Here is a 24,953-nt window from a genome sequence, read left to right on the forward strand (position 1 = left end):
GCTTCCTAGTCCCCGGCCAGGATCTGCTCGCGCAGGATGTCCGCGTGGCCGCAGTGGTGAGCCAGTTCCCGCAGCACCTGCAGGTACACCCAGCGGACCGTGCGCGGCCCGGACCGGTGACCGGTCACGACGGCATCCAGCGCCAGGCCCGCGACCGCCGCCCGGGCCGTGGCGCAGGCGTCCCGGTAGGCCGCCGTGACGGACGCGATGGTGTCGACCGGGTCGCTGTCGGACAGCTGAAACGACTCGTCCGGGCTCCGCACGAGCCCGAGCTGAGCGCGGGACGTGCCGCCGACGCACTCCTGGAACCACACGCGCTGCATCCACGTGACGTGTTTGAGCAGCCCGAGCAGCGTCGTCGCCGAAGGCACGAGCCGCCGGCGCACCTGCTCCTCGGTGAGGCCGTCGAGCGTCCGCTCGATGCCCACGCGGTACTCGTCGATGAACGTCTCCAGCTGCGTGCGCTCGTCCTCCAGCGGCACCCCGAACGAACCCCTGAACTCACCCATCAAGCCCTCCCCAGTGTCGAGACCACCAGCTTCACCAGAGCACCGAGTCGTTGCCGGTCCGGCTGGACCGTCGGAATCCCCTGCGCTTCCAACGGAGCCGCCGTCACCGGGCCCACGCAGAACGTCTTGATCCGGCCCGAGCGGACCACGTCGAGGGCACCGGTGTCGGCGGTCAGAGTCAGGAAGTTCGTGGCGGCCGGGGCGCTCGTGAACACGAGGGCGTCGACGTCTCCCGCGACGATGTCCTGCGCGAGAGCGGTGACCGGGCCGGTGTCCTCGGGTGAGTGCCAGCGGTAGGGCTGCACCGCGACGACCTCGGCGCCGACCAGCTGCCCGGTGAACTCCGGAAGTGGCGCGCCGTGCAGCTGAACGGCGACCCGCGCGTTCGCCACCCCCGCGGAAACCAAGGCGGAGAACAGTTCGGCGTTGCTTTCGTTCGGCGCCGAGTACTCCTCACGCAGCCCCGCCCCGCGCACCGCGCCGACGGCTTTCGGCCCGCGCGCGAACAACCGCGACGACCCGACCGCGGCGAGCAGGTCGTCCTTCAGCCCCCAGCCGTCGGCGGCGGCGAGCCAGCCGCGGAAGCCGGCGCCGGTCGTCACGGCGGTGAAGGCGACGGGCGCGGCGAGCACGGCTGCGGTGGCGCGCCTCAGCTCCGGGTCCTCGGCGAGCGGGACGATCGTGATCGTCGGTGCGTGCCGCACCTGCGCGCCGTAGCGCAGCAGGGCGGAGATGAGGTCGTCGGCGCGGCGCTCGGCCGTCACGCCGATCCGCACCCCGTCGAGCTCACCCATACGTCGCCCCCATCTCCCTGATCGCCTCCGCGAGCTGCGCCCGCAGGTCCGCCGGTTCGAGCACCTCCAGGTGCGGCCCGAACCGCAGCAGCTCACCGATCGCGGGTTCCGCCGGCTCCACCGGCAGCGGCATCGTGAGCCAGCCTTCCGCATCGGGCTCCGCGCCGCCATCAAGAGCTTCGCGCAACGCCCGCGCCCCGACGCTGCCCGCGTAGAACGGCAGCAGCGCCTGCGCCCTCGGCGACAGGCGCACGGTCGCGAGCCGCGGGTACATGCGCTGCTCGAACTGCTCGGACCACTCCTGCCAGTAGCGCGGCAGGTCGAAGTCGGCCGGCCGCTCGAACCGCTCGCCCAGGTTGGTCAGCTCGCGGATCCGCGAGATCCGGTACGTGCGATCGGTCCCCTCGCACCGGCCGGCGAGGTACCAGTTGCCCGCTTTGAGGATCAGGCCGAGCGGCTCCAGCTCCCGTTCGACCTCACGCTGTCCCCAGCGTTCGTAGCGGATCCGCACGCGGTGGGCCGACCACACGGCCTCGGCGACCTCCGCGAGCACCGGCAGGCTTTCGATGCCGCGGTGCCAGCCGGGCACGTCGAGGTAGAACCGCTCGGCCACGCGGCCGGCACGGCTGCGCAGCTCCTTCGGCAGCGCGGCGTAGAGCTTCAGCTGCGCCGCCGCCAGCACCGTGCCGAGCCCGAGTTCCGCCGCGGCCACGGGCAGCCCGGCCAGCGACAACGACTGCGCTTCCTCTTCGGTGAGCCCGGTCAGCCGCGTGCGGTAACCGTCGACAAGCTGGTAGCCGCCGGTGCGGCCGCGGTCGGCGTACACCGGCACGCCGGAGGCCGACAGCGCGTCGATGTCGCGGTACACCGTGCGCACGGAGACCTCCAGCTCCGCCGCCAGCTCCTCGGCCGTCATCCGGCCGCGGTTCTGCAGCAGGAGCAGCACGGTGAGCAGCCGGGACGCACGCATCTTCCGAGTATGCGCCCAAAACCTGACACTAGCTGACAGGTATGGGCGGTTGAGTGGTCGACATGAACACGTTCAGCATGAAGAACTGGGACGAACACCTCGCGAGCGGCGAGGAAGGCGGGCCGCGTGTGGCCTACGCGCACGCCACGATGGCGTACACCGGCGTGATCGAAGGTGAGTCGATCTGCGATTACCTGCTGTACTACGCGGGCGAAGGTTACGACGGCGGCGGCACCACTTCGCCGAGCTTCGAGCGCTTCGACGCCACCGTGGCCGGGCGCCGCGGCACGTTCGTGGTCCGCCACGAAGGCGGGTTCGACCCGAAGGGCATCTGGTCGAAGTTCGACGTGGTGCCCGGTTCGGCGACCGGCGAGCTCACCGGCCTGACCGGCTCGGGCACGGTGAAGGGCACGATCGGCGAATCAGCGTCCAACAGGGTGTCGTACACCTTCGACCACTCGCTGAGCTGAAGGAGGCCGCCGTGCTCCAGGTGTCACGCAAGCAGGTGCTGGCGTACCGGGTCGAGCGGCACGGGCTGCACCGGAAGATCAAGGACCCGGTGGCCTCGCCGCTGTTCGACCTCGGCCTGCAGGACAGCATGCGCGACACCGCCCTGCTCGCCCTGGCCGCGCGCTCATCGGCCGAGGTCACGCCGACGACGCTGGTGGACGATTCGCGCGTGGTCCTCGTGTGGTCGCACCGCGGTGCCCCGCACTTCCACCGCCGCGCGGACCTGCGAGAGCTCACGACGTCGCTGATTCCTCTCGACGACGCCGACGCGCTGGCCCGGATGCTGTGGCAGAAAAAGGAAATCGGCGCCACGGGGGTGCCGGCGTCGGAGGTGCTGTTCACCGCCGCGCGGGCCATCCGCAAGGTCGTGAAGCAACCGATGACGAAGGGCGCGGTGAGCGCCGCCGTCACGCGTGAGCTGCCCGAGGCGTATTCGCGCTGGTGTCGGCCGTGCAACGCCACGCACATCCAGGAGCAGCTCATGCGCCTGGCGACCCTGCACGGCGGCGTGCGCCTGGAAGCCGACCAGTCCCCGGCCACGCTGGCCCCGCTGGAGGGCCGCGGCCGGCTGCGCACCACTCCGGACCCGGCCGCCGTGTCACGCGTGGTGCGCGGCTACCTGACCTTCAACGGCCCGGCGACCCAAGGCGACGCGGCGGGTTTCGTCGGCACGGCGAAGACGGCTCTCGCGCCGGCGTGGCCCGAGGACTTGGCGGAGGTCAGCGTGGAGGGCCGGCGGGCCTTTCTGCCGGAGTCGGAGGTTTCGGCACTGGAGAACCCGCCTTCGCCGTCGGTGGTTCGGTTGCTGCCGCCGCTGGATCCGTTCACGCAGGCGCGGGACAAGGCCGTGCTCGTGCCGGACAAGGCCCGCGCGAAGGAAGTGTGGAAGATTCTGGGCAGCCCGGGCGCCTTGCTGGTCGACGGCGAGCTGATGGGCGTGTGGCGCACACGTGGTTCGGGCAAGCGCCTGGCCGTCACGGTGACGGCGTTCGACCCGCTGCGCGCCGCCGATCGGGACGGTGTCGAAGAGGAAGCGGCCCGAGTGGCGAAAGCTCGTGGCTACGCGGACTTCTCCGTCGCCTGGGCTTGAGTCAGTCCACTTCGGACAGCCGAGCGGTCAGGTCGTCGACGAAGCGGTTCAGCAACGTGCCGAACGTCCGCTGGTCCTCGATCGACCACTCGGCCACCGCCTCGGTGAACCAGCTCATGACCGTCTGCAGGTAGCGACCGGCCGCGGCCTCGCCCTCCGGCGTCAGCTCGACGAGGCGGGCCCGCTGGTCGTCGGGGTCGGTGACCCGCTGCACGAGACCGCCCTTCTCCAGCGTGTGCAGGTGGCGGGTCACGTGCGGGCCGACGACCTGCATGCGCGTGGCGATCTCGCCGACCCGCAGGGGCTTGCCGGCCATCTGCAGCGTGATGATCACGCTCAGCGCGGGCCGGTCGAGAGCCAGGCCCGCCTGCTCCATCGCGCGCTCGGCGAGGTGGCTGCGGTTGAGGGCGGTACTCAGCTGCATCATGCGCGGCAGCACCGTCATCGGGTCCAGGCCGCCTTCTGTGTCAGCCATCACACCTCTTGCATACCTAAGTTAGTTATATAGTTGCCGCATGGGCAGCGTCGAGCGAGGGCTCATCGCGGCCGCGGAAAGCATACCTAACTTAGCTATCAAGGAGACATCATGACCTCCGTTCTCATCTCCGGCGCCAGCATCGCCGGGCCCGCGCTGGCCTACTGGCTGCGTGACTACGGCTTCGCCGTCACGGTCGTCGAGAAGGCGAGCGCGCTGCGCGCCGGCGGCTACCCCATCGACATCCGCGGCACGGCGCTCGGCGTCGTCGAGCGGATGGGGCTGATGCCGATGCTGCGCGAAGCGCACGTCGACACCCGCAGAATCAGCTTCCTCGACGCCGACGGCGCCACGATCGCCGTGCTGAAGCCGGAATCCATCGCCGGCGGCGAAGGCCTCGACCTCGAAGTGCGCCGCGGCGACCTCGCCGAGGCGCTGTACAGCACCATCCGCGAAGACGTCGAGTTCCTCTTCGACGACCAGGTCACCGCGCTCGACGACCACGACGACGGAGTCGACGTGACCTTACGCAGCGGCCGGCACCGCCGGTTCGACCTGGTCGTCGGCGCCGACGGCCTGCACTCGGGCGTCCGCGCGCTGAAATTCGGCCCAGAGGAGCAGTTCCACCGCTACCTCGGCTACTGCTTCGCCGGCTTCACGCTGCCCAACACCTTCGGCTTGCACCGCGAAGGCGTCCTCTGGACGGTGCCGGGCCGCGGCGCCGCGCTGTACGCGGTCGGCGAGAGCGAGGACATCCACGGCTTCCTCAGCTTCGCACGGCCCGAAGCGCCGTTCGCCGCCTTCCGCAACCCGGAAGCGCAGCGCGAGCTCGTCACCGACGTGTTCGCCGCCGACGGCTGGCTGATCCCCCGCCTGGTCGAGGCGATGCGCACGTCCGACGATCTGTTCTTCGACGTCGTCAGCCAGATCCACCTGCCGCGCTGGTCTTCGGGGCGCGTCGCGCTCGTCGGCGACGCCGCGTTCGCCCCGTCGTTCCTCACCGGTCAGGGGAGCAGCACCGCGTTGGTCGGCGCGTACGTGCTCGCCGGCGAGCTTTCGTCGAACTCCGACCACACGGCGGCGTTCACGGCGTACGAGGACACCGCGCGGCCGTTCGTCGAGGCGAACCAGGCGCTGGTCAGTGAAGGCAACGCCACGATGTTCCCGGCCACGGCCGAGGCGCTGGCCGCGCGCAACGCCGCGCTGCGCCGGCTCACGACCTTGCCCGACAGTCCCGGCCGGCCCGAGCACAGTGCGCTGGTGCTCCCCGACTTCACCGCTCGACGGCCAGCCGGTAGCCGCGCTTGACCACCGTCTGGATCACGGCCGGGCCGCCGAGAGCCACGCGCAGGCGGCCGATCGCCGTCTCCACCGCGTGCTCCTCACCGCCGCCCGGCAGCGCCGTGGTGAGCTCACGCCGCGAGACCACCCGGCCCGGGGAATGAGCGAGCAGCCGCAGCACCGCCATGGGGGCGGGGGCGATGTCGTGCCAGTCGCCGTCGAGGACCACGGCCTGGCCGCGCAGTTCGAGGGCGTGGCCGGCGACCGTGAGGCGCGGGGTGCGGGCCAGGAGAGCGTCGGCGACCGTGCGGGCCAGCGCGCCGAGGCGTGAGCGGGCGGGCTGGACGGTGGGAATGCCCAGCGCCGCAAGGGGCGCGGCCGTGATGGGGCCGACGCAGGCGACGACCACGCGCGTGGTCAGGGCTTCTACCAGCGCGGGCAGCCGGCCGGTGCGCCGCGCCAGGGCGACCGTCGACGCGGCGGCCGGCGCGGAGGTGAAGGGCAGCGCGTCGACGGTGCCGTCGAGCACGGCGTCGACGAGGCGGGCGAGCGGCCCGGGATCGGCCGGGCCGACCCAGCGGTAGACCGGGATCTCGATCACCGACGCGCCCGCCGCGCGCAGGGCGTCGGCGAAGAACGGCAGGGGCTCGCCGTGCAGCTGGACCGCGATCGTCCTCCCGGCCACCCCGGATTCGAGCAGGTGCTGCAGCACGCCCGCGTTGCTCTCCGACGGCGGCGAGTAGTCCTCCGACAGTCCCGCGGCCCGCAGGGCACCCGTCGCCTTCGGGCCGCGGGCGACGAGGCGGGCGCGGGACAGGTGGGCCAGCAGCGTCTCGCCGAGTCCCCAGCCCTCGGCGGCTTCGACCCAGCCGCGGAAGCCGATTCCGGTCGTCGCCACCACGACGTCCACTGTGGACTTCAGCAGTCGCGTAGTGGCGGCGTGCAGCTCGGTGTCGTCGGCGAGCGGCACGATCCGGATGGCCGGGCCGTAGCGCACGGTCGCACCCTTGCGCACCAGCAGCGCGCCGAGCTCCTCGGCCCGGCGCGCCGCGGTGATGCCGGCGACGAACCCGGCCAGCGGGAGCACGTCGGTCACGGGGAGCCCACCTCGACGATCCCCTCGCGCACCCGCACGCCGTAGACCGGCACCGCGATCCCGGGTGCGTCGAGGCACTGTCCGGTGCGCAGGGAGAACCGTTCCTTGTAGACCGGAGACGCGACCACGGGCTCACCACCGGCGTCACCGACGATCCCGCGCGAGAGCACGGCCGCACCACTGCACGGGTCCCAATTGGACAGGGCGAACCAAGCAGAGCCGACGTGGAACACGGCCACCTGCTCACCCTCGACCAGCGCCGCCACACCCGAGCCGTCGCCCACTCTCGAAGCTGAACACACGGACGTCCAGGTCCGCTCGATCGACGTGGTCATCGCCGTACCTCCGGTTTTCCGAGCCGCGGGACACCCAGCAGCACCGGCACGCGTTGCGCGCGTTCCGGGCGGAACGAGATCGACGGGTCCGGGGTGCCCGGGGCGTTCACGAAGGAGCTGAACCGCGCGAGCTTTTCCGGGTCCTCCAGCACTCCGCGCCATTCGTCGGCGTAGTCGTCGACGTGCTTGGCCATGGCGGCGTCGAGGTCCTCGCAGATGCCGAGGCGGTCGTCCACGATCACCGCGCGCAGGTGCTCCAGGCCGCCGTCGAGCTCCTCCAGCCACGGTGCCGTGCGCTGCAGCCGATCGGCGGTGCGGATGTAGAACATCAGGAAGCGGTCGATGGTGCGGATCAACGTCTCGGTGTCCACTTCGGACAGGAACAGCTGCGCGTGGCGTGGATTCGCGCCGCCGTTGCCGCCGAGGTAGAGGTTCCAGCCCTTCTCGGTCGCGATCACGCCGAAGTCCTTGCCGCGCGCCTCGGCGCATTCCCGCGCGCAGCCGGACACGCCGGCCTTGATCTTGTGCGGCGAGCGCAAGCCGCGGTAGCGCAGTTCCAGCTCGATCGCTAGCCCGACGCTGTCCTGCACGCCGTAGCGGCACCACGTCGACCCCACGCACGACTTCACCGTGCGCAGTGACTTTCCGTAAGCGTGCCCGGACTCGAACCCCGCGTCGACGAGCCGGCGCCAGATCTCCGGCAGCTGGTCGACCGTGGCGCCGAGCAGGTCGATCCGCTGGCCGCCGGTGATTTTCGTGTACAGCCCGAAGTCCTGGGCGACCTGGGCGATCACCATGAGCTTCGCCGGTGTGATCTCACCGCCGGGGATGCGCGGGACCACGGAGTAGCTGCCGTTGCGCTGCAGGTTGGCGAGGAACTTGTCGTTCGTGTCCTGCAGCGTTGCCTGTTCGCCGCCGAGGATGTGGCCGTTGCCCAGCGTGGCCAGGATCGACGCGACGGCCGGTTTGCACACCGCGCAACCGGTGCCGGTGCCGTAGCGGCTGATCAGCTCGCTGAACGTGGAGATGTGCGTGGCGTGTGCGATCTCGAACAACTCCGCACGCGACTGCGCGAAGTGTTCACACAGCGCCGTCGACTGTTCGACTCCGCACACGTTGAGCAGCTTCGTCAACATCGGCACACACGAGCCGCACGACGTGCCCGCCCGTGTGCACGCCTTGAGCTTGCCGACCGAGTCACAGCCGTCCTCGTGGATCGCCCGCATCAGCGCGCCCTTGGTCACGCCGTTGCACGAACAGATCTGCGCCTCGTCCGGCAGTGCCTCGACGCCGACGGCCGCGCCTCCCCCGGCCGGCGCGAGCAGCGCACCCGGTTCGGCGGGCAGCGGACGGCCGACCAGTGCTCGCAGCGTGTGGTATTCGGCCGCGTCGCCGACGAGCACGCCGCCGAGCAGCGTGCGGCCGTCGTCGGTGACCACGAGTTTCTTGTACGTGCCGGCCACGGCGTCGTTCACCGCGACTTCGAGCGCGCCCTCGGTGCGAGCGTGCGCGTCGCCGAAACTGGCGACATCGACACCCATGAGCTTCAGCTTCGTGGCCGTGTCCGGTTCCGGGAACGTCGCCGCTCCCCCGGTGAGCCGATCGGCCACGACCTCCGCCATCGCGTACCCCGGCGCGACGATGCCGTACACCGTCCCTTCGACGGCCGCGCACTCGCCGATCGCGAACACCGCCGGGTCACTCGTGCGGCAGCCGGCGTCCACGAGCACACCGCCGCGTTCGCCGACCGCCAGGCCGGCCTCCCGGCCCAGGTCATCGCGCGGGCGGATCCCCGCGGAGAACACCACGAGGTCGACGTCGAGCTCGGTGCCGTTGCCGAGCTTGGCCAGCAGCCGCGACCCGTCGGCTTCGATCGCGTCCGTCGAGGTTCCCGTGTGGACGGTCACGTCGAGCTGCTGCACGAGCCGGCGCAACAGCGCGCCGCCGCCTTCGTCGACCTGCACCGGCATGAGCCGTGGCGCCATCTCCACCACGTGCGGCGAAAGCCCCAGGTCCCGCAACGCCTTCGCGGCTTCCAGGCCGAGGAGCCCACCGCCGATCACCACCGCCGCCCGGCGCCCGCGGCCCGGTTTCGTCGCGGCTTCGCGGATGGCGTCGAGGTCCTCGATGGTCCGGTACACGAAGACACCCGGCAGGTCCCGGCCCGGCACCGGCGGCACGAACGGGCGCGAACCGGTGGCCAGAACCAGGGCGTCGTAGGCCTGCTCGTGCCCGGACGCGGTGGTCACCGTGCGAGCCGCGCGGTCGACCGCCACCACGGCTTCGCCGAGACGCAGGTCAACCAGCGGATCGTGAGCGTAGTCCGCGCCCGGCAAGGCGAGCGCAGCCGGATCCCAGGTGTCGACATAGGACGTCAAGGCGACGCGGTCGTACGCGGGCCGGTTCTCCTCGGCCAGCACCACGACCCGCCACTCACCGGCTGTGTCCGCCGCCCGCAAGGCCTCCACGAGCCGGTGCGCGACCATGCCGTGCCCGGCCACCACGAGTGTCCGCATCAGACCTCTCCCCCGGCCAGCGCGACCTGGGCCCGCACCACGGGTTTGCGCAGGTACACCGCCCACGTGACCCCCACGCACACCGCGTAGAACACCAGGAACCCGACGAACGCCGGGATCCCGCTGTGCGCGTCGGCGAACGACTGGCGGAACGCGAGGTTGATGAACAACCCGCCCACCGCCCCGATCGCGCCCGCCAGCCCGATCAGCGCACCCGACAGGCGGCGGGCCTTGAGCAGTTCCGCCGCCTCGTCGCCGCCGAGGTCGATGGCCGCGCGGGCCTTCACCTGGAACAGCGCCGGGATCATCTTGTACGTCGAACCGTTGCCGATTCCGGTGAGGACGAAAAGGACGATGAACGCGACCGTGAACAACACCAGCGACTTCGCCGACGAGGCCAGCACCAGCACCACCGTGGCCAGCGCCATCGCGCCGAAGACGGCGAACGTGACCCGGGCACCGCCGAGCCGGTCGGACAGCCGGCCACCCAGTGGCCGCGCCAGCGACCCCAGCAGCGGCCCGAGGAACGTCACCGCCGCCGCCTGCAGCGGCGTGCGGCCGAACTGGTTCTGCAGCACCAGCCCGAACGCGAAGCTGTACCCGATGAACGAGCCGAACGTGCCGACGTACAGCAGCGACATCACCCACGTGTGGCCGTACCGGACGACCTCACGCATGGCCTTCGTGTCACCGCGAACCGTCGCCAGGTTGTCCATGAACAACGCCGCGCCGAGGGCGGCGAGCACGATCAGCGGCAGGTAGACGAACAACACCAGCCGTGGCGCCGCCGCCCCGGCCGTGCCGATCACGAGCAGCCCGACCAGCTGGATCACGGCCACGCCCAGGTTGCCGCCACCCGCGTTGAGCCCGAGCGCCCAGCCCTTGTGCCGCTCGGGGTAGAAGGTGTTGATGTTCGTCATCGACGACGCGAAGTTCCCGCCACCGACCCCGCCGAGCGCGGCCATCAGCACGAACGTGCCCAGCGAAGTGCCGGGGTGCAGCACGATCGCCGTGAGCACCGTCGGCACCAGCAGCAGCGCCGCGCTGAAGATCGTCCAGTTGCGACCGCCGAACTTCGCCACGGCGAACGTGTAGGGCAGCCGCATGATCGCGCCCACGAGCGTCGGCGTGGACACCAGCAGGAACTTGTCCGCCGCCGAGAACCCGTACTCGGGGCCCATGAACAGCACGACGACCGACCACAGTGTCCAGACCGAGAAGCCGATGTGCTCGGCGAACACGGAGAACCACAGGTTTCGCCGGGCGATCCGCTGCCCGGTCGTCTCCCAGAACGTCTCGTCCTCGGGTGCCCAGCGCTCGATCCAACGGGATTTCACGGCGTCCTCCTCAGCGTCGGTCATTGGGCCGCCAGCCATCCGGCGACAGCGGACACGGTGTCGTGGCAGCCGCCGCAGCCGGTGGTGGCGCGGGTGGTGCGGGCGAGCGCGGCGACGTCGGTGGCGCCACCGCGCCACGCGTCGACGAGCCGGCTCTTGGTCACGGCGTTGCACCGGCAGATCAGCGCCGACGCCGGCAGGTCGGCGGGGCTCGCCGCCGCGGGCGCACCCGCGGCCAGCGCGCGACCGAGCAGCACGGCGAGCCGGTCTTCGGGCAGCGGGATCCCGCGGTCGTGCAGCTGCGTGACGGTGGCCGCGGCGTCGGGCAGACCGAGCAGGATCGCGCCGGTCACGCGGTTGTCGCGGATCACGAGCTTGCCGTAGCGACCGCCGGCGGGGTCGTCGACGGTGAGCACTTCGGCGCCGTCGCCCGGGTGGGTTTCGCCGAACGCGGTGAGGTCGACGCCCCGGGCCTTCAGCCGCGTGACCACGGTCGTGCCGCGGTAGCGCGCCGCCGTGTCGGCGCCGGTGAGGAGGTCGGCGAGCACCGCCGCCTGGTCCCACGCGGGCTGGACGAGCCCGGCCGGCGCGTGCGCGTGCCGCGCGCAGTCGCCTAGGGCGTGAATGCGGCCGTCACTGGTGCGCAGCAGGTCGTCGACGAGCACACCGCGGTCCACGGCGAGCCCGGCGGCCTCGGCGAGCGCGGTGTCCGGGCGCACGCCCGCGGCGACCACCACGAGATCGGCCGGAACGAAACCGCCGTCGTCGAGCTTCACGCCGTCACCGGGCAGGTGGCGCGCGGCCGTGGCGTCGAAGCGGAAGCTCACGCCGAGGTCGGTGAGCCGCCGCGCGAGCACGCGGCCGGCGCCGGTGTCGAGGTGGCGTTCCATCGGGTGGCCGTGCGGGTGCACCACGGTCACGTTCGCCCCGCGGCCCGCCAGGCCCCGCGCGGCCTCGAGTCCGAGCAGCCCGCCGCCGAGCACCACGACGGGCGCGCCGGGCCGGGCGGCGTCGAGAATCCGCGTGCAGTCGTCGAGGGTCCGGAACAGCGCCACCCCCGGCCCCGGCTCGAGGCCCTCGACGGGCGGCAGCCACGGCGTGGCACCAGTGGCGAGCACGAGCGCGTCGTAGCTGAGCGCCCCGCCGGTGGTCGTCACCCGTCGGCTCCCACGATCGAGGCCGGTCACGGTTGTGCCCAGGCGCAGGTCGACGTTCGCGCGAGCGGCCCACTCGTCGTCGTGCAGCCGGACCGTGGCCGCGGTCATCCCGCCCGCGAGCACGGACGAGAGCAGCACCCGGTTGTACGCGGGGTGCTGCTCGGCGCCGACAATCGTCAGCCGCACCCGCTCGGCCGCGGGGTCCCGGCGCCGGATCTCGTCGGCCAGCCGGGCCCCGGCCATGCCGTAGCCGGCCACGACGACGTGCCGGGCGCTCACGAGTCCACTTTCGACAGTGCCACCGCGCACACCTTGAACTCCGGCATGCGGCTCACCGGATCCAGTGCGGGGTTGGTGAGCAGGTTCGCGCGTCCCGCACCAGGAAAGTGGAACGGCAGGAACACCAGGTCGGGCCGCAGTGAACCCACGCACCGCACCCGCGCGATCGTCTCCCCGCGCCGTGACCGCACCAGCGCCCGCTCGCCCTCGGCGAGGCCCGCGCGGGCGGCGGTGTCGGGGTGCACCTCCACGAACACCTCCGGCACCACGGCCACCAGCTCCGCGATCCGGCGGGTCTGCGCGCCCGACTGGTAGTGCTGCAACACCCGGCCCGTCGTGGCCTGCAACGGAAACTCCGCGTCGGTCAGTTCGGCTGGCCCGGTGTGATCCACCGCGACGAACCGCGCACGGCCGTCCGGGTGCGCGAAGCGGTCGAGGAACAGCCGCGGGGTCCCGGCGTGGTCCGCACCGGGAACCGGCCAGTGCAGGGCCTCACCGGCACGCAGCCGGTCGTAGGTGACCCCGGAGTAGTCGGCCGGGCCGCCCTTCGACGCCGCGCGCAGCTCCACGAACGCGGCCTGGGCGTCGGTGGGGAACCGCTCGGCGGGCTGACCGAGCCGGGTGGCGAGACCGTTGAGCACCTCGAGGTCGGACCGCACGCCCGGCGGCGCGTCCACGGCCTTGCGGCGCAGCAGTACACGGCCTTCGAGGTTGGTGAGCGTGCCGTCCTCCTCCGCCCACTGCGTCACGGGCAGCACGACGTCGGCCCGCTCGGCCGTCTCCGAGAGCACGAAGTCGGCGACCACCAGGAGGTCCAAAGCGGACAGTCGCTCTTGGACGCGCTGTGACCGCGGCGCCGACACCACGACGTTGCTGCCGAACACGAGCAACGCCTTCGGTCCACCGTCGCTCCCCAGCGCGTCGAGCAGCTCGGTCGCCGACCGCCCCGGCCCCGGCAGGCTTTCCGGCGCCACGCCCCAGACCTCGGCGACGTGGGCCCGGGCCGCCGGATCGTCGATCTTGCGGTAGCCCGGCAGCTGGTCGGCCTTCTGCCCGTGTTCACGCCCGCCCTGTCCGTTGCCCTGTCCGGTGAGGCATCCGAACCCCGCGCCTTCGCGGCCCGGCAACCCCAGCGCCAGCGCGAGGTTGATCCAGCCGCTGACGTTCGCCGTGCCCGTCGCGTGCTGCTCGGTGCCCCGGGCGGTGAGCACGTACGCGCGGTGCGCCTCGCCCAGCATCGCGGCGGCCCGGCGCTGGTCGGCGGCCGCCACGCCGGTCACCCGCTCGGCCCGCTCCGGCCACCAGCCGGCGGCGATCCGCCACACGTCCTCGAACCCGGCCGTTCGAAGGTCCACAAAGGACTTTTCGAGATACCCCTCGGCGACCACGGCGTGCAGGATCCCTAGCGCCAGCGCGAGATCCGTGCCCGGCGCGGGCGCGAGGTGCAGGGCCGCGAGCTCGGCCGTCGGCGTGCGGCGCGGGTCGATCACGATCAGCTCCGCATCGCGCAGGTGCTGCACGAACGGCGGCATCGTCTCGGCCGGGTTCGCGCCGGCCAGCAGCACCACGTCGGCGCCCGCGAGATCCGTGACGGGGAACGGCAGCCCACGATCGACCCCGAACGCCTTCAGCCCCGCCGCGGCGGCCGAGGACATGCAGAACCGGCCGTTGTAGTCGATCTGCGAGGTCCCCAGCGCGACTCGCGCGAACTTCCCGAGCAGGTAAGCCTTTTCGTTGGTGAGCCCACCGCCGCCGAACACCGCGACGGCATCGGGACCGTGCTGCCGGCGCAGTTCCCGAAGCTTCGCCGCCACGAGGTCCAGCGCCTCGGCCCAGCTCGCCGGCACGAGCTCCCCGTTGCGCCGCACGAGCGGCGTGGTCAGCCGCGGACCCGAGTGCAGCAGCTCCCCCGACGTCCACCCCTTCTGGCACAGGCCGCCGGCGTTGACCGGGAACTCGCGCGGAGTGACGCGAGTGCCCTCCAAGCGCATGCCGCACTGCAGCGCGCAGTAGGGGCAGTGCGTGTCGACGTGCGGCACGGGCGCTCCTCGGGGTCGGCGATGGCCCCGACGCTAAGCACGCCGTGTTACCTGGAAACGCTGGAATGTTTCAGCCAGTTGACATCACTCGCCACTTCCCACGCCTCGGCAGTGAGAACTCGGCGGTGAGAATCCCGCGGACTAGAGGATCGCGCTGACCTCACGCGCCGCCGCGCGCAGGCCGTCGAGCGCGGCACCCGTCGAGCGCGGGTTCAACGCGTTGGCGGCCAACCGGAACAACATCGCGCGAAGAAGCAGCTGCGGCCACTCCGGCAGGTGCGCCCAGCGGTCGAGCAGCTCACCACTCGCCCCACCCCACGCCATGGCGTCCACGGCGACGATCGCCGCACCCCATTCGCCCGGCCGGTAGTACGGCACGAAGTCGACGATGCCGGGCGCCGCGTCGCCGTCGAAGAGCACGCCCGCCAGCAGCTCGCCGTGCGCGACCTGCAGCGGCAGCTTGATCGGCCGGCGCGAGGGCGCGAGCACCTCGAACCAGCGGCCGCCCTTCGCCTCGTCGAGCGGGCGGTCGAGCTCTTCCCACGCGATGCGGTCGGCCACCGCGTCGAGGTCGTCGCGCGCGGACAGGAAATCGGGCCGCGGCAGGTCGGCCGTGGCGCGGTGCAGCTTCACAGCGGCGAGCATGGCGCCGTCCACCTGGTTCTCGGCCGAACCCGAGACGTACCGCCACGCCGACCAGTCGCCGACGATCCAGCGCCCGTCACTCGCGCGCACCGGCTTCGCGATCCGCAGCCCCGGGTCCTCGGCGTGCTCCAGCGCGCGGGCCGTCCACAGCGTGCGCGAGCGGTCGGTGACCGGCTTCAGCACGAGGTCGCCGCAGCGCCAGGCCGTGGAATCCGGCAGCGCCGAAACGCCGTCGACGTCGCCGCCGAAGGCCGCGCACACCCGCTCGGGTGGCCGTTCGAGAGTGGACCGCACGAGATCCGAAGGTACCCGCCGACCCGCGCCACGTTCGAGAAGACGCGCTGGTCACGGAACGCTTTCATATTTCGGGCACCGGGCCCGAAACGCCGGGAAGGCCTCCCCGGTCGAACCGGGAAGGCCTTCCTGAACCGGAACCGTCAGTAGGTGGGCAGGCTCGGGTCGATCTGCTTCGCCCAGGACAGGATGCCGCCACCGAGGTGCGTGGCGTCCTTGAACCCGGCCGCGTGCAGTGCGGCCAGCGCCTCCGCCGAGCGCGCGCCCGACTTGCAGTGCAGCACGATCGGCTTGTCCTGCGGCAGCTCGGCCAGCGCCTCGCCCGAGAGGATGCGGTCCTTCGGGATCAGCGTGGCGCCCTTGATGTTCACGATCTCGTACTCGCCGGGCTCGCGGACGTCGATGAGGGCGAAGTCTTCGCCGTTGTCGAACTTGGCCTTGAGCTCCGCCGGCGTGATCGTGCTGCCCGAAGCGGCCTGCGCGGCCTCGTCGGACACGACACCGCAGAACGCCTCGTAGTCGATCAGCTCGGTGATCTTCGGGGTCTGGGGGTCCTTGCGGATCTTGACCTCGCGGTACTTCATCTCCAGCGCGTCGTAGCTGATGAGCCGCCCGAGCAGGGGCTCACCGATGCCGGTGATGAGCTTGATCGCCTCGGTGACCATGATCGAGCCGATCGACGCGCACAGCACGCCCAGCACGCCGCCCTCGGCGCAGGAGGGAACCATGCCGGGAGGCGGCGGCTCGGGGTAGAGGTCGCGGTAGTTCAGGCCCTTGCCGTTCGGCGCGTCTTCCCAGAAGACGCTGACCTGGCCTTCGAAGCGGAAGATCGAACCCCACACGTACGGCTTGCCCAGCAGCACGGCGGCGTCGTTGACCAGGTAGCGCGTGGCGAAGTTGTCGGTGCCGTCGAGGATCAGGTCGTAGTCGCGGAAGATCTCCAGCGCGTTCGACGATTCCAGCCGCTCGACGTGCAGGTTGACCTTGACCAGCGGGTTGATCTCGGCGATCGACTCCTGCGCCGACGCGGCCTTGAGCTTGCCGATGTCGGACTGGCCGTGGATGACCTGGCGCTGCAGGTTCGACTCGTCGACCACGTCGAAGTCGATGATGCCGAGCGTGCCGACGCCCGCCGCGGCCAGGTAGAGCAGCGCGGGGCTGCCGAGGCCGCCGGCACCGATGACCAGGACCTTCGCGTTCTTGAGTCGCTTCTGCCCGGTCACCCCGACGTCCGGGATGATGAGGTGGCGGCTGTACCGGGCCACCTCTTCCTTCGTGAGCTCCGCAGCCGGCTCGACGAGCGGCGGCAGTGCCGTGTCTGACATCGGGTCCTCCATACTCGCGTGGATCGCGTAGTCAATCCCAGTATCCACAACGCCATCAGGCAAGGTGGGCTTCCCGGCGTCCGGATCGTGGGACGGGGGTTGTTTTGTACCGGAGTGTTTGCTGAGCGGTTACTGGCCGGGCGGCGTCGGGTTCGGCCAGGCGTTGGGCACGCACACGTGGTGGTCGGACGCGACCTTGCCCTTGTCGCCGCCGGGGATGTTGTTCAGCATCGCCACGTAGTCGTCGGCGACGCCGAACGACTGCTGCATCATCACGGGCGCGGGCCGGCCGTTTCCGGGGCAGCCGACGTGGACGTTGCCCAGCGCGTGGCCCACCTCGTGGTTGATGGCGTACTGCCGGTAGCCCGTCATGTCGGCGCCGTAGACCTTCGCGCCCCGCACCCAGCGGGCGAGGTTGATGAGCACGCGGTCCATGCTGCGGCGGTAGCAAGAGGCCTCGAACTTGATCTGGAACCCGCACGCGTCGGCGCGGTGCGTGGTGTTCGGCGTGGTGAGGCTCACGTGGAAGCTCGGGTCGGGGAAGCTCGCGTCCACGCGCTGCAGCCGGATCTCGCCGTTCCACGTCCAGCTGCGCGGATCGGACAGGATGCCCTGCACCGCCGTGGCGAAGCTGTCGTCGCCGGCGTAGCTCGACGGGTCGATGCCGTCCTCGACGTCGACCGTGTAGGTGTAGAGCTTGCCGCCCTTCCCGACGACCGGGCCGGAACCCGGCACGACGTGCCAGGTGCCCTTGCCGCTCTCGGTGTAGGGCCCGCCCGTCGGCAGCTCGGCCGTCGGCACGTTCACGTCCACCGGTTTTGCGGGGTTCTCCGGGATGGCCTGGCCGCCGTCGATCGCGCCCGCGCCCGCGTCGCCCGCCGCCGGCGCGCCGCTGCCCGAGGCCGCGCTCGACCCCGGCTCGGCCGGGCTGGTAGCCGTGTTCACCACGACCAGCACGGTGATCACGACGAGGATCGGCAGGGCGTACACGCGCCAGCCGTAGGTCTTCACGAACCCGCCGACACCGCGCTTCTTCGCGGCCGGCCGGCGCGCCGGGGGCTTCTCGTCCTCGCCCTTCGGCTGCCACGACGCCTTCAGCGGCTCACCGCTCGTGCGGCGGGTGCCGGGGCGGTAACGGTCCTCGCCCACGCGCTGGGCGGGCGGCTTCGACGGACGGAACTGACCGACGCGGGGCGAGCCCGTGTCGGTGAGCGGTGAATTGTCCGTGCTCCTCGAGGAAGTCCTCGATGAGCCGGCTGATGAGTTCTTCGACGAGGCCGACGTCGCACGCCTGGCTGAACCGGAGTACGAGGCTCGCCGGTCGTCTCCTCGTGCGTCCTTCGGCCGGTCCACCGCCTCAGGGTGCCATATCCGAACCGTGATGCTCTCGGCGACCGGCTGATGACCGAGAGATCATCTGTCACTCGTTCGGCCTACCAGGTGCCCTTCTCCACGGCCTCCCACAGGCCCAGAACCGCTCTCGCTACGACATTCGGGCGTTCCATCTGAGCCACGTGGCCGGTCCGGGGAAGGACCAGAAGCCGCGCGTGCCGGAGCAGCCGCGCGGTGCGGGGCGCGCGCCGCACCGAGATCACCCGGTCGTGCAGGCCCCAGACAACGAGTGTGGGAATGCTCACCCGCGCCGCCACCGACCACAGCGACGCCTCACCCACCGAGCTCCAGCGCCGGAAGATCCCGAACGTGCTGCGCGCGAGCGCGGGCGCGGCCCACGCCAGCGCGGCGCGGGCGCCGTGTTCCTCGGTGAGCTCGTCGAGCCGTTGCTCCGGAAACTTCGCCGGCTCGTAGAAGCAGAGGTTGATGACCTGCGCCGCGCGTTCGCGGGCCGTCATCGCGGCCAGCCGGCGCCGCACTCGCGCGCCGACCACCGGCAGGTAGGCCAGCGCCATCATCGGGTCCGACAGCCGTCGCGGGTCCGGCCGGCGGTCGGGCATGGCGGGCGAGATGAGCGTGAGGGTGCGCACCAGTTCGGGGCGCGCGGCGGCCACGAGCAGCACGATCGCGCCGCCCATCGAGTTGCCGACCAGGTGCACCGGACCCGCGCCGAGGCCCTCGATGTAGCGCGCGACCACGTCGGCGTGCTCGTCGAGGCCGAAGTCGAACCCGGCTGTGGGCTCGGAAAAACCGAAGCCCGGCAGGTCGATCGCGCGGCCGCTCGCGGTGGGCGCGAGCAGTGCGGCGAGGTCGGTCCAGTTGCTGGACGACCCGCCGAGGCCGTGGACGTAGACGGCAACGGTACCGTCGGGTCCGGGAGTGCGGCGGACGTTGAGCGAGACCCCGCCGACCTCCTCGACCACGCCGGGCCAGGGCGGCAGCACCGGCTCGAGCGCGGGCAGCGGCGCCGGCGACAGCGGCACGTGGGTCACGGGCGGACGCACCGCCGTCGCGGTCGCCGGGCGCGTCGTGGATGTGGTCACCACCCCAGGATGCCCGACACTTGGCGTTTCGGGCGTACCCGCGAGTAATCTCAAACCCGCTTCACGCGGTGGTGCTACTGCCCGGCGAAGCCGTGGACGGGAGGAAGAATGACGGAAATGGCGCGACTGCAGCAACGCGGTGTCCGGCTGCCCAGGACCGAACGCCGAGCCCAGCTGCTGACGGCCGCGCAACGCGTCTTCGCCGAAAACGGCTACCACGCCGCGGCCATGGACGAGATCGCCGAGGAGGCGGGCGTCAGCAAGCCCGTTTTGTACCAGCACTTCCCCGGCAAGCTCGACCTCTACATCGCGCTGCTGGAAAGCCACGTCGACGACCTGGTGAGCCGGGTCAAGGGCGCGCTCGACTCCACGAGCGACAACCGCCAGCGCGTGCCGGCCACGGTCGGCGCCTTCTTCGACTTCGTCAGCGAAGACGCCGGCGCGTTCCGGATGGTCTTCGAGAGCGACCTGCGCGGCGAACCGGCCGTGCAGGAGGCCGTGGACCGCGCGACTTCGGCGAGTGTCGAGGCGATCACCGAGACCATCACGGCCGACGCCGGGCTCGATGACCACAAGGCGCGGCTGCTCGCCGTGGGACTGGTCGGCATGTCGCAGGTCTCGGCGCGCTACTGGCTCCAGCACAACCAGGCGATGTCCCGGGAGGAGGCCGTGGCGCTCACGGCCAACCTCGCGTGGCGCGGCATCGGCGGTGGCTTCCCGCTCAAGGACGGCTGACGCGATTGGCCCCGCTCGTCGTGGCCGTCCCCGGCACACTGTGCAGCCCGGCGGTCTTCGGTCCGCTCGCGCGCGCGTGGCCCGGGGTGGTGCACGCGGTCGACTGGATGTCGGCGCCCGGACCGTGGCGGATCGAGGACGTGGCCTCGCGGATCGCAGCACGGCTTTCCGGGCCGGTGCTGCTCGTGGGGCACTCGACGGGCGGGTGCATCGCGTTGCGGCTGGCTGCCGAGCACCCCGAACTGGTGGCCGGGCTGCTGCTCGCGAACACCGGCGCGCACATGCGCGGCCACGGTGACGTCGACGGGATCCTCACGGCCGTTTCGCAGGCGTGGGGACCCGAGCTGCACGCGGCGGTGCTGGACCGGTCGTTCGCTTCGCCATTGCCCGCGGAAGTGCGCGCCGAGCTGCTCGCCTACGCCGCCCGAGTGCCGCAGGCGGCGGCGCTGGAGGTGCTCACGAGCCAGCGCGATCTCGACCTGACCGAGCAGCTCGCGTCGATCCGCTGCCCGGCGCGGGTGCTGCACGGCGTGCACGACCGGGCCCGGTCGGTGGCGGACGCCCAGTACCTCGTCGACCGTCTCCCGAACGCTTTTTTGTCCACAGTGGACACGGGGCACACCCCCGTGTACGAGGATGTGCCCGCGACTGTCGCACAGCTGGAATCCCTTGCCGCGCAGGTGGTCTAGCGCGGCAGGAGCGTGCTGATCCGTGCGGCGACCTCCGCCGCGCGTTCCTGCGGCAGCATGTGGCCCGCGCCCGGGTAGCGCACGAACTCGGCGTCGGGCAGCTCGTCGGCGATCACCTTCGCGTGCGGCAAGGGGCACAGCCGGTCCTTCTCGCCCGCCAGCACCACCGCGGGCACGGTCCGCAGCGCGCGCAACGCCACGCGGCAGTCGTGCACGGAAATCGCGTCCTGGAACTCGCCCAGGCTAGCCGGGTGCGCGCACAACAGCTGGTCGACAACGCTGTTCACGTCCCCGCGCGCCGGTTTGTCGCCGAACACCAGGAACCGCGCGCCGGAGCGCACCATCGCCGGGCGCAACGGCAGCCGCTCACCCTTGCGGTGAGACAGCGCCTTGGCCAGCCGCCGCTCGAACCGCGCCGACATCGATCCGGCCAGTCCCGGCAGCCCGAGCGTGATCCGGTCCATCTGCCCCGACGACGTGGCCACGAACGCCACCCCGCTCACACGCGCTTTCACCAGGTCGGGATGCCGTTCGGCCAGCGCCATGACCGTCATGCCGCCCATCGAGTGCCCCGCGAGCACGATCGGCCCGCGCGGCACGCGGTCGGCGATCAGCTCGGCCAGGTCGTCGGCGAGTCTGGGGATCGTCGCCGCCCCCCGTCGAGCCGGCGACGATCCCCCGTGGCCACGCAGGTCGTAGCGCAGGACCCGCGTGGCCGGTCCGAGGCGGCGCACGACGCCGTCCCACGTGCGGTGGTCCTGCGTCCAGCCGTGCACCAGCACGAGCGTCGCCGGCGCGTCGGCGGGGCCGGACGGCTCGACGTGCAGCGCGACTCCGTCACCGGTCACGAACCGGTGCTCCCGCGATGGATTCCGGAGCCGTTCGAGCGTGGTCACTTGCCCTCCGGCAGCAGGAACGACTTCTTCCAGAAGTAGCGGCCCGGCAAGCCGACGAGGCCCGACTCCCGCAGGAACGGCATGATCTTCTCCCCGGCCCACGCGATCGTCGCCTGCCAGTGCGGGTTGTTCAGCGCCGCTTCGACACCGTCGCGCGGGCGGATGCCCACCGCCTTGTAGACGTTGGGGTTGATGAACGCGCGCGTGACGAAGTACGAGATCAACGCGATGATGAACTGCTGGAAAGCGATCTCGTGCTTGCCCAGTTTGGCCATTCCTCGCGTGACCTCTTCGCGCGCGAAGGTCACGTGCCGCGCTTCTTCGAGTACGTGGATGCGGTTGACCATGCGCACCAGCGGCTGCACGTTCTCGTCCACCATCTGCTCGCGCTGCAGGCGGTCGAGCACCTCCTCGGCCACGAGGATCGCTCCGTAGCGGGCGGGGCCGTAGGAAATGGTGGGCATGAGCTTCGCGAACTGGCGCAGCGCCGGCACCGGGCCGTAGGCGGGGCAGCCGATGCGCGCGGCCATGCGCGCGAACATCGTGGAGTGGCGGCACTCGTCGGCGATCTCGGTGAGGGCGAACTGCGCGTGGGAGCTGGTGGGGTCCTCGTCGTAGACCTCCTTGAGCAGCATCTGCATCAGGAGGATCTCGAACCACAGCCCGGTCGTGGCGACACTCGCGACCTCGTGCTTGCCGAGCTCGATGCGCTGCTCGGGGCTGAGGGTGTCCCAGAGTTTCGTGCCGTAGAGCGACGAGCGCTCCGGGAGGATGTAGTTCTTCCCGTCGACGAGCGGGGCGTCCCAGTCGATGTCGACGTCGGGGTCGTAGAACTTGTTCGCCGAGGACTTCAGCAGCCGTTCGGCGGTCTTCTCCCGGTCGGTCTCCTTGAGCGTCCGCGTCATCGCTCGCCCCTTCTCGGTATAGATGTAACTTGAGGTAACAGTTACCTTTGGTAGCATGACTCGGGTGATCGAACGTGTCAAGCGCTCCAGCAAGCACCCGGCGCCGGGTGAGGCCGCGACCGGCGATGCCCGGCGCGACCGGTGGCGCAAGCACCGCATCGCGCGGCGGGCGGAGTTCGTGGAGGCCGCGCTGCGGGCGCTCGACAGCCATGGTCCGGACCTGGGCATGGAGGACGTCGCGGCCGAGGCCGGTGTCACGAAACCCGTGCTGTACCGGCACTTCGAGGACAAGGCCGACCTCTACGTGGCCCTCGGCCGGCGCGGCACGGAGATCCTCTTCGAGCGCCTCATTCCCGCGATCAACGCCGAACTCGCCCCGGTGCCCCGCATCCGCATGGCGCTGGACGCGTTCTTCTCGGTCATCGAGGAACACCCGAACCTCTACCGCCTGCTGGCCCGCGGCGGCCTGCACGAGAAGGTGGTGAGCGACTCCGACGTCGTGGCCGAGGACAAGGAAGTGATCGCCACCGCGCTCACCGCCCTGCTCGGCGACTACATGCGCATGTTCTCCATGGACTCCGGCGCGGCGGAACCGTGGGCCCACGGCATCGTCGGCATGGTCCAGAGCACGGGCGAATGGTGGCTCGACCGCCGCTCCATGAGCCGCGACTCCGTGGTCGAGTACCTCACCCAGATCATCTGGGCGGCCATCGACGGCCTGACCCGCCAGCACGGCGTGGTCATCGACCCGAACCTGCCCTTGGAGGAGAACAAGGTCGTGCAGCTGGGCCGCACCAAATCCGATCCGTCCGGCTCCGCCCCTGCCTCCGCCACCGCTGACACCGACGCCGGCTGACCCCTTTTCCGGGAGGACTCCGCATGACCGACGAAGACGGCTACACCGGCCCCGCCACCCTCACCATCGACGGCACGGTGTTGCAGGTCCACCTCGACCTGCGCGGCTACTTCCAACCCATCGACGGCTACTACCACTGGTACGGCCGCGTCTCCCCCGACCCAACCCTGGCGTCGGCGGCGAGCGGCCGCAAAACCGCGTGCACCGTGACGATCGGCGATCGCACCGCCGCGGGCGAACTGTCGGACCCGGACCCGTGGGGCCGCTACCGGCTCATGGGCACGTCCACCCCGCCGTTCACGGTGCCGACCACCCTGGAAGAAGCCGAAGCGGCAACAGCCTGACCGCCTTGTGCCCCCACCCCGCCGGAAGAAACGCCCCCGCCCTCCCAGGGGGGACGTCCCATGCTCAGTCTACCGGCCACCCCCGACAATTTCGGCGGATCACCGCTGGTCAGCGCCACTTATCCACAACCAATCGGGTGAGATCCACAGCCGCCGGAAGGCCCGAAATCCGGCACGATCCGGCGCCTCACGGGCGAAAGCCGCAACAAGAACCCGCGCCAGACAAACGAAAGGCGGCCTCAGGGAATCCACCCCGCGCGAACCCGGCCGCGCGCGAAAGCCACCCTCCGCGAGAACCGAGCGCCGGACACAAAACGCCTCCAGCCGGAAAGGCGGCCTCACGAACACCACCCCGGCCTCACGGAAGCCCCCATGCCGGCCCGGCGGCCCCGCGGAAATCACCCCGGCGTGAACCAGCCGCCCCCAAGACACGCGAAGGCCGCCCCTCCCATCCAGAAGAGGCGGCCTCCGCACTCACATCACTCCCCGCCACGCGGCCCCGGCAACTCCCGCCCCGGCAGCCACCCGTTCACCACATCCGTGGCCCGCCACTGCCGACCGTGCAGCCGAACCGTCTCCACCGGAATCGCCAGGAACGGCTGCACCTCCGGCACCTTCGCCACCAGCGCCGTGCGCACGGCCGAGGCGACCTCGCCGGTCACGATCTCGGCCTCCGCCTGAGCCTGGAGGAACGGCTGCATCGGCGAGCCCGTCGACACGACCACCGACACCAGCGGGTTCTCGCGGATCGCGGCGAGGGTGCGGCCGGAGCGTTCGATCACCAGGCCGAGGTGAACGGGTCGCTCTCGGCGAAGTACACGCCCCCGGCCCACGGGCCCGCGCTGCCCGCCGTCGCGAGGAACATCGACTTGTGGGCCGAAAGCGTCACCCGCACCAGGTCCCCGACCGCTTCCGTCGCGGGTTCGACCGTCGTCATCTCCGCTGGACTCCCTGTTTGCCCGCCGGCGCCCCTTCCGGCTCCGGATTCGAGCCCGAACGTAGAAAGCCCCGCGACGACACACCAAACGTTGCGCACCGATGCGGTGAAGCAACCACCCGGCCGGCTCCCGACCGCACGAAAAAGCCGCCCCGGGCCTGAACCCGGAGCGGCTTCGCCGTCAGAACCAGAACCGGCGAGCGTCAGTCGCCGACGCCGAAACCGACCTTGCGGACGTCCGAGGGGGCGATCTCGACGTACGCGATGCGGTCGGACGGGACGATGTACTTGCGGCCCTTCTCGTCGTTGAGGCGGAAGAGCCCGTCACCGGCCGTCAGCGCCTCGGCGACCAGCTTCTCCACCTCGTCGGCGGTCTGGCCACTGGACACCACCAGCTCGCGCGGCGTGTCCTTGATGCCGATCTTGACCTCCACGTGGGACCTCCGCAGGAAATTCGTTGTCGTTACGCCTGGCAAGGCTAGCCCAACCGCGGCGCTGCGGTGT

26 protein-coding genes are annotated in these 24,953 nt (G+C 71.2%); 7 read left to right on the forward strand and 19 right to left on the reverse strand.

Annotated features, from left to right (window positions below; translation table 11 throughout):
• Positions 1 to 5 precede the first annotated feature (5 nt).
• The 3 genes from ACWEOE_RS06460 to ACWEOE_RS06470 are packed head-to-tail and all read right to left on the reverse strand — an operon-like array spanning position 6 to position 2,273.
• Positions 6 to 509, reverse strand: a complete 504-nt coding sequence (locus ACWEOE_RS06460; RefSeq protein WP_452004803.1) for a DinB family protein — start codon at positions 507 to 509, stop codon at positions 6 to 8.
• Complete coding sequence (locus tag ACWEOE_RS06465) at positions 509 to 1,303, reverse strand: uroporphyrinogen-III synthase (RefSeq protein WP_452004804.1); 795 nt, start codon at positions 1,301 to 1,303, stop codon at positions 509 to 511. Before ACWEOE_RS06465 ends, ACWEOE_RS06460 begins: the two co-directional genes overlap by 1 nt.
• On the reverse strand, positions 1,296 to 2,273 hold the full coding sequence (locus ACWEOE_RS06470) for a helix-turn-helix transcriptional regulator (RefSeq protein ID WP_452004806.1): 978 nt from the start codon (positions 2,271 to 2,273) through the stop codon (positions 1,296 to 1,298). The genes ACWEOE_RS06465 and ACWEOE_RS06470 overlap by 8 nt, the downstream gene beginning before the upstream one ends.
• Before the next feature lie 62 nt (positions 2,274 to 2,335).
• On the opposite strand from ACWEOE_RS06470, the gene ACWEOE_RS06475 reads away from it, so the two are divergent.
• Both ACWEOE_RS06475 and ACWEOE_RS06480 read left to right on the forward strand, forming a co-directional pair.
• A complete protein-coding gene (locus tag ACWEOE_RS06475) occupies positions 2,336 to 2,743 on the forward strand; it encodes a DUF3224 domain-containing protein (RefSeq protein ID WP_452004808.1) in 408 nt (135 codons plus the stop codon).
• Positions 2,744 to 2,754: 11 nt separating this feature from the next.
• Positions 2,755 to 3,873 (forward strand): winged helix DNA-binding domain-containing protein, encoded by a 1,119-nt coding sequence (locus tag ACWEOE_RS06480; protein ID WP_452004810.1) that lies wholly within the window; start codon positions 2,755 to 2,757, stop codon positions 3,871 to 3,873.
• Between the two features lies 1 nt (position 3,874).
• Here ACWEOE_RS06480 and ACWEOE_RS06485 read toward each other — a convergent pair whose 3' ends face one another.
• Positions 3,875 to 4,348: a MarR family winged helix-turn-helix transcriptional regulator gene (locus tag ACWEOE_RS06485; protein WP_452004811.1), complete on the reverse strand. Its 474-nt coding sequence runs from the start codon at positions 4,346 to 4,348 to the stop codon at positions 3,875 to 3,877.
• A gap of 111 nt (positions 4,349 to 4,459) precedes the next feature.
• Between ACWEOE_RS06485 and ACWEOE_RS06490 the strand changes: the two genes are divergently transcribed.
• A complete protein-coding gene (locus ACWEOE_RS06490) occupies positions 4,460 to 5,656 on the forward strand; it encodes an FAD-dependent monooxygenase (RefSeq protein WP_452004812.1) in 1,197 nt (398 codons plus the stop codon).
• Here ACWEOE_RS06490 and ACWEOE_RS06495 read toward each other — a convergent pair.
• The 10 genes from ACWEOE_RS06495 to ACWEOE_RS06540 form a co-directional block, all read right to left on the reverse strand.
• Positions 5,622 to 6,725 carry a uroporphyrinogen-III synthase gene (locus ACWEOE_RS06495; protein WP_452004813.1) on the reverse strand — a complete coding sequence of 368 codons (1,104 nt, stop codon included), beginning with the start codon at positions 6,723 to 6,725 and terminating at the stop codon, positions 5,622 to 5,624. The two genes, ACWEOE_RS06490 and ACWEOE_RS06495, sit on opposite strands and share 35 nt — an antisense overlap.
• Positions 6,722 to 7,060, reverse strand: a complete 339-nt coding sequence (gene nirD / locus ACWEOE_RS06500) for a nitrite reductase small subunit NirD (protein ID WP_452004815.1) — start codon at positions 7,058 to 7,060, stop codon at positions 6,722 to 6,724. Before nirD ends, ACWEOE_RS06495 begins: the two co-directional genes overlap by 4 nt.
• Entirely contained in the window at positions 7,057 to 9,576 is a 2,520-nt protein-coding gene (gene nirB, locus ACWEOE_RS06505; RefSeq protein ID WP_452004817.1) for a nitrite reductase large subunit NirB, read from the reverse strand. Before nirB ends, nirD begins: the two co-directional genes overlap by 4 nt.
• Positions 9,576 to 10,913, reverse strand: a complete 1,338-nt coding sequence (locus ACWEOE_RS06510) for a nitrate/nitrite transporter (RefSeq protein WP_452004819.1) — start codon at positions 10,911 to 10,913, stop codon at positions 9,576 to 9,578. The genes nirB and ACWEOE_RS06510 overlap by 1 nt, the downstream gene beginning before the upstream one ends.
• Before the next feature lie 20 nt (positions 10,914 to 10,933).
• The gene (locus tag ACWEOE_RS06515) at positions 10,934 to 12,349 is read right to left on the reverse strand and encodes an FAD-dependent oxidoreductase (protein WP_452004821.1); all 1,416 of its coding nucleotides are present in this window, start codon (positions 12,347 to 12,349) and stop codon (positions 10,934 to 10,936) included.
• Positions 12,346 to 14,388 carry a molybdopterin oxidoreductase family protein gene (locus tag ACWEOE_RS06520; RefSeq protein ID WP_452004822.1) on the reverse strand — a complete coding sequence of 681 codons (2,043 nt, stop codon included), beginning with the start codon at positions 14,386 to 14,388 and terminating at the stop codon, positions 12,346 to 12,348. The genes ACWEOE_RS06515 and ACWEOE_RS06520 overlap by 4 nt, the downstream gene beginning before the upstream one ends.
• A 141-nt stretch (positions 14,389 to 14,529) precedes the next feature.
• Positions 14,530 to 15,327, reverse strand: coding sequence for a TIGR02569 family protein (locus tag ACWEOE_RS06525; protein ID WP_452004825.1), 798 nt, complete (start codon positions 15,325 to 15,327; stop codon positions 14,530 to 14,532).
• 143 nt (positions 15,328 to 15,470) lie between these two features.
• Positions 15,471 to 16,652 carry an adenylyltransferase/sulfurtransferase MoeZ gene (moeZ, locus tag ACWEOE_RS06530; RefSeq protein ID WP_452004828.1) on the reverse strand — a complete coding sequence of 394 codons (1,182 nt, stop codon included), beginning with the start codon at positions 16,650 to 16,652 and terminating at the stop codon, positions 15,471 to 15,473.
• Positions 16,653 to 16,781: 129 nt separating this feature from the next.
• Entirely contained in the window at positions 16,782 to 18,005 is a 1,224-nt protein-coding gene (locus ACWEOE_RS06535; protein WP_452004829.1) for a DUF3152 domain-containing protein, read from the reverse strand.
• Positions 18,006 to 18,085: 80 nt separating this feature from the next.
• Complete coding sequence (locus tag ACWEOE_RS06540; protein WP_452004831.1) at positions 18,086 to 19,090, reverse strand: alpha/beta fold hydrolase; 1,005 nt, start codon at positions 19,088 to 19,090, stop codon at positions 18,086 to 18,088.
• 105 nt (positions 19,091 to 19,195) lie between these two features.
• Between ACWEOE_RS06540 and ACWEOE_RS06545 the strand changes: the two genes are divergently transcribed.
• Positions 19,196 to 19,822, forward strand: coding sequence for a TetR/AcrR family transcriptional regulator (locus ACWEOE_RS06545; RefSeq protein ID WP_452004834.1), 627 nt, complete (start codon positions 19,196 to 19,198; stop codon positions 19,820 to 19,822).
• Positions 19,823 to 19,827: 5 nt separating this feature from the next.
• Complete coding sequence (locus tag ACWEOE_RS06550; protein ID WP_452004836.1) at positions 19,828 to 20,511, forward strand: alpha/beta fold hydrolase; 684 nt, start codon at positions 19,828 to 19,830, stop codon at positions 20,509 to 20,511.
• On the opposite strand, the gene ACWEOE_RS06555 is transcribed toward ACWEOE_RS06550, so the two are convergent.
• On the reverse strand, positions 20,508 to 21,407 hold the full coding sequence (locus tag ACWEOE_RS06555) for an alpha/beta fold hydrolase (protein WP_452004838.1): 900 nt from the start codon (positions 21,405 to 21,407) through the stop codon (positions 20,508 to 20,510). The genes ACWEOE_RS06550 and ACWEOE_RS06555 overlap by 4 nt on opposite strands.
• A complete protein-coding gene (locus ACWEOE_RS06560; RefSeq protein WP_452004841.1) occupies positions 21,404 to 22,312 on the reverse strand; it encodes an AurF N-oxygenase family protein in 909 nt (302 codons plus the stop codon). Before ACWEOE_RS06560 ends, ACWEOE_RS06555 begins: the two co-directional genes overlap by 4 nt.
• A gap of 55 nt (positions 22,313 to 22,367) precedes the next feature.
• Here ACWEOE_RS06560 and ACWEOE_RS06565 point away from each other — a divergent pair, with 55 nt between their 5' ends.
• Positions 22,368 to 23,168, forward strand: coding sequence for a TetR/AcrR family transcriptional regulator (locus ACWEOE_RS06565; protein WP_452004844.1), 801 nt, complete (start codon positions 22,368 to 22,370; stop codon positions 23,166 to 23,168).
• A 23-nt stretch (positions 23,169 to 23,191) separates the two neighbouring features.
• Entirely contained in the window at positions 23,192 to 23,512 is a 321-nt protein-coding gene (locus tag ACWEOE_RS06570) for a DUF4873 domain-containing protein (RefSeq protein WP_452004846.1), read from the forward strand.
• A 479-nt stretch (positions 23,513 to 23,991) separates the two neighbouring features.
• On the opposite strand, the gene ACWEOE_RS06575 is transcribed toward ACWEOE_RS06570, so the two are convergent.
• The 3 genes from ACWEOE_RS06575 to ACWEOE_RS06585 form a co-directional block, all read right to left on the reverse strand.
• Entirely contained in the window at positions 23,992 to 24,294 is a 303-nt protein-coding gene (locus ACWEOE_RS06575) for a pyridoxamine 5'-phosphate oxidase family protein (RefSeq protein WP_452004849.1), read from the reverse strand.
• A complete protein-coding gene (locus tag ACWEOE_RS06580) occupies positions 24,291 to 24,449 on the reverse strand; it encodes a hypothetical protein (RefSeq protein WP_452004851.1) in 159 nt (52 codons plus the stop codon). Before ACWEOE_RS06580 ends, ACWEOE_RS06575 begins: the two co-directional genes overlap by 4 nt.
• 203 nt (positions 24,450 to 24,652) lie before the next feature.
• Complete coding sequence (locus tag ACWEOE_RS06585) at positions 24,653 to 24,883, reverse strand: DUF3107 domain-containing protein (RefSeq protein WP_220246448.1); 231 nt, start codon at positions 24,881 to 24,883, stop codon at positions 24,653 to 24,655.
• Between the last annotated feature and the right edge of the window lie 70 nt (positions 24,884 to 24,953).

The organism is Amycolatopsis sp. NPDC004368 (genome assembly GCF_053602515.1).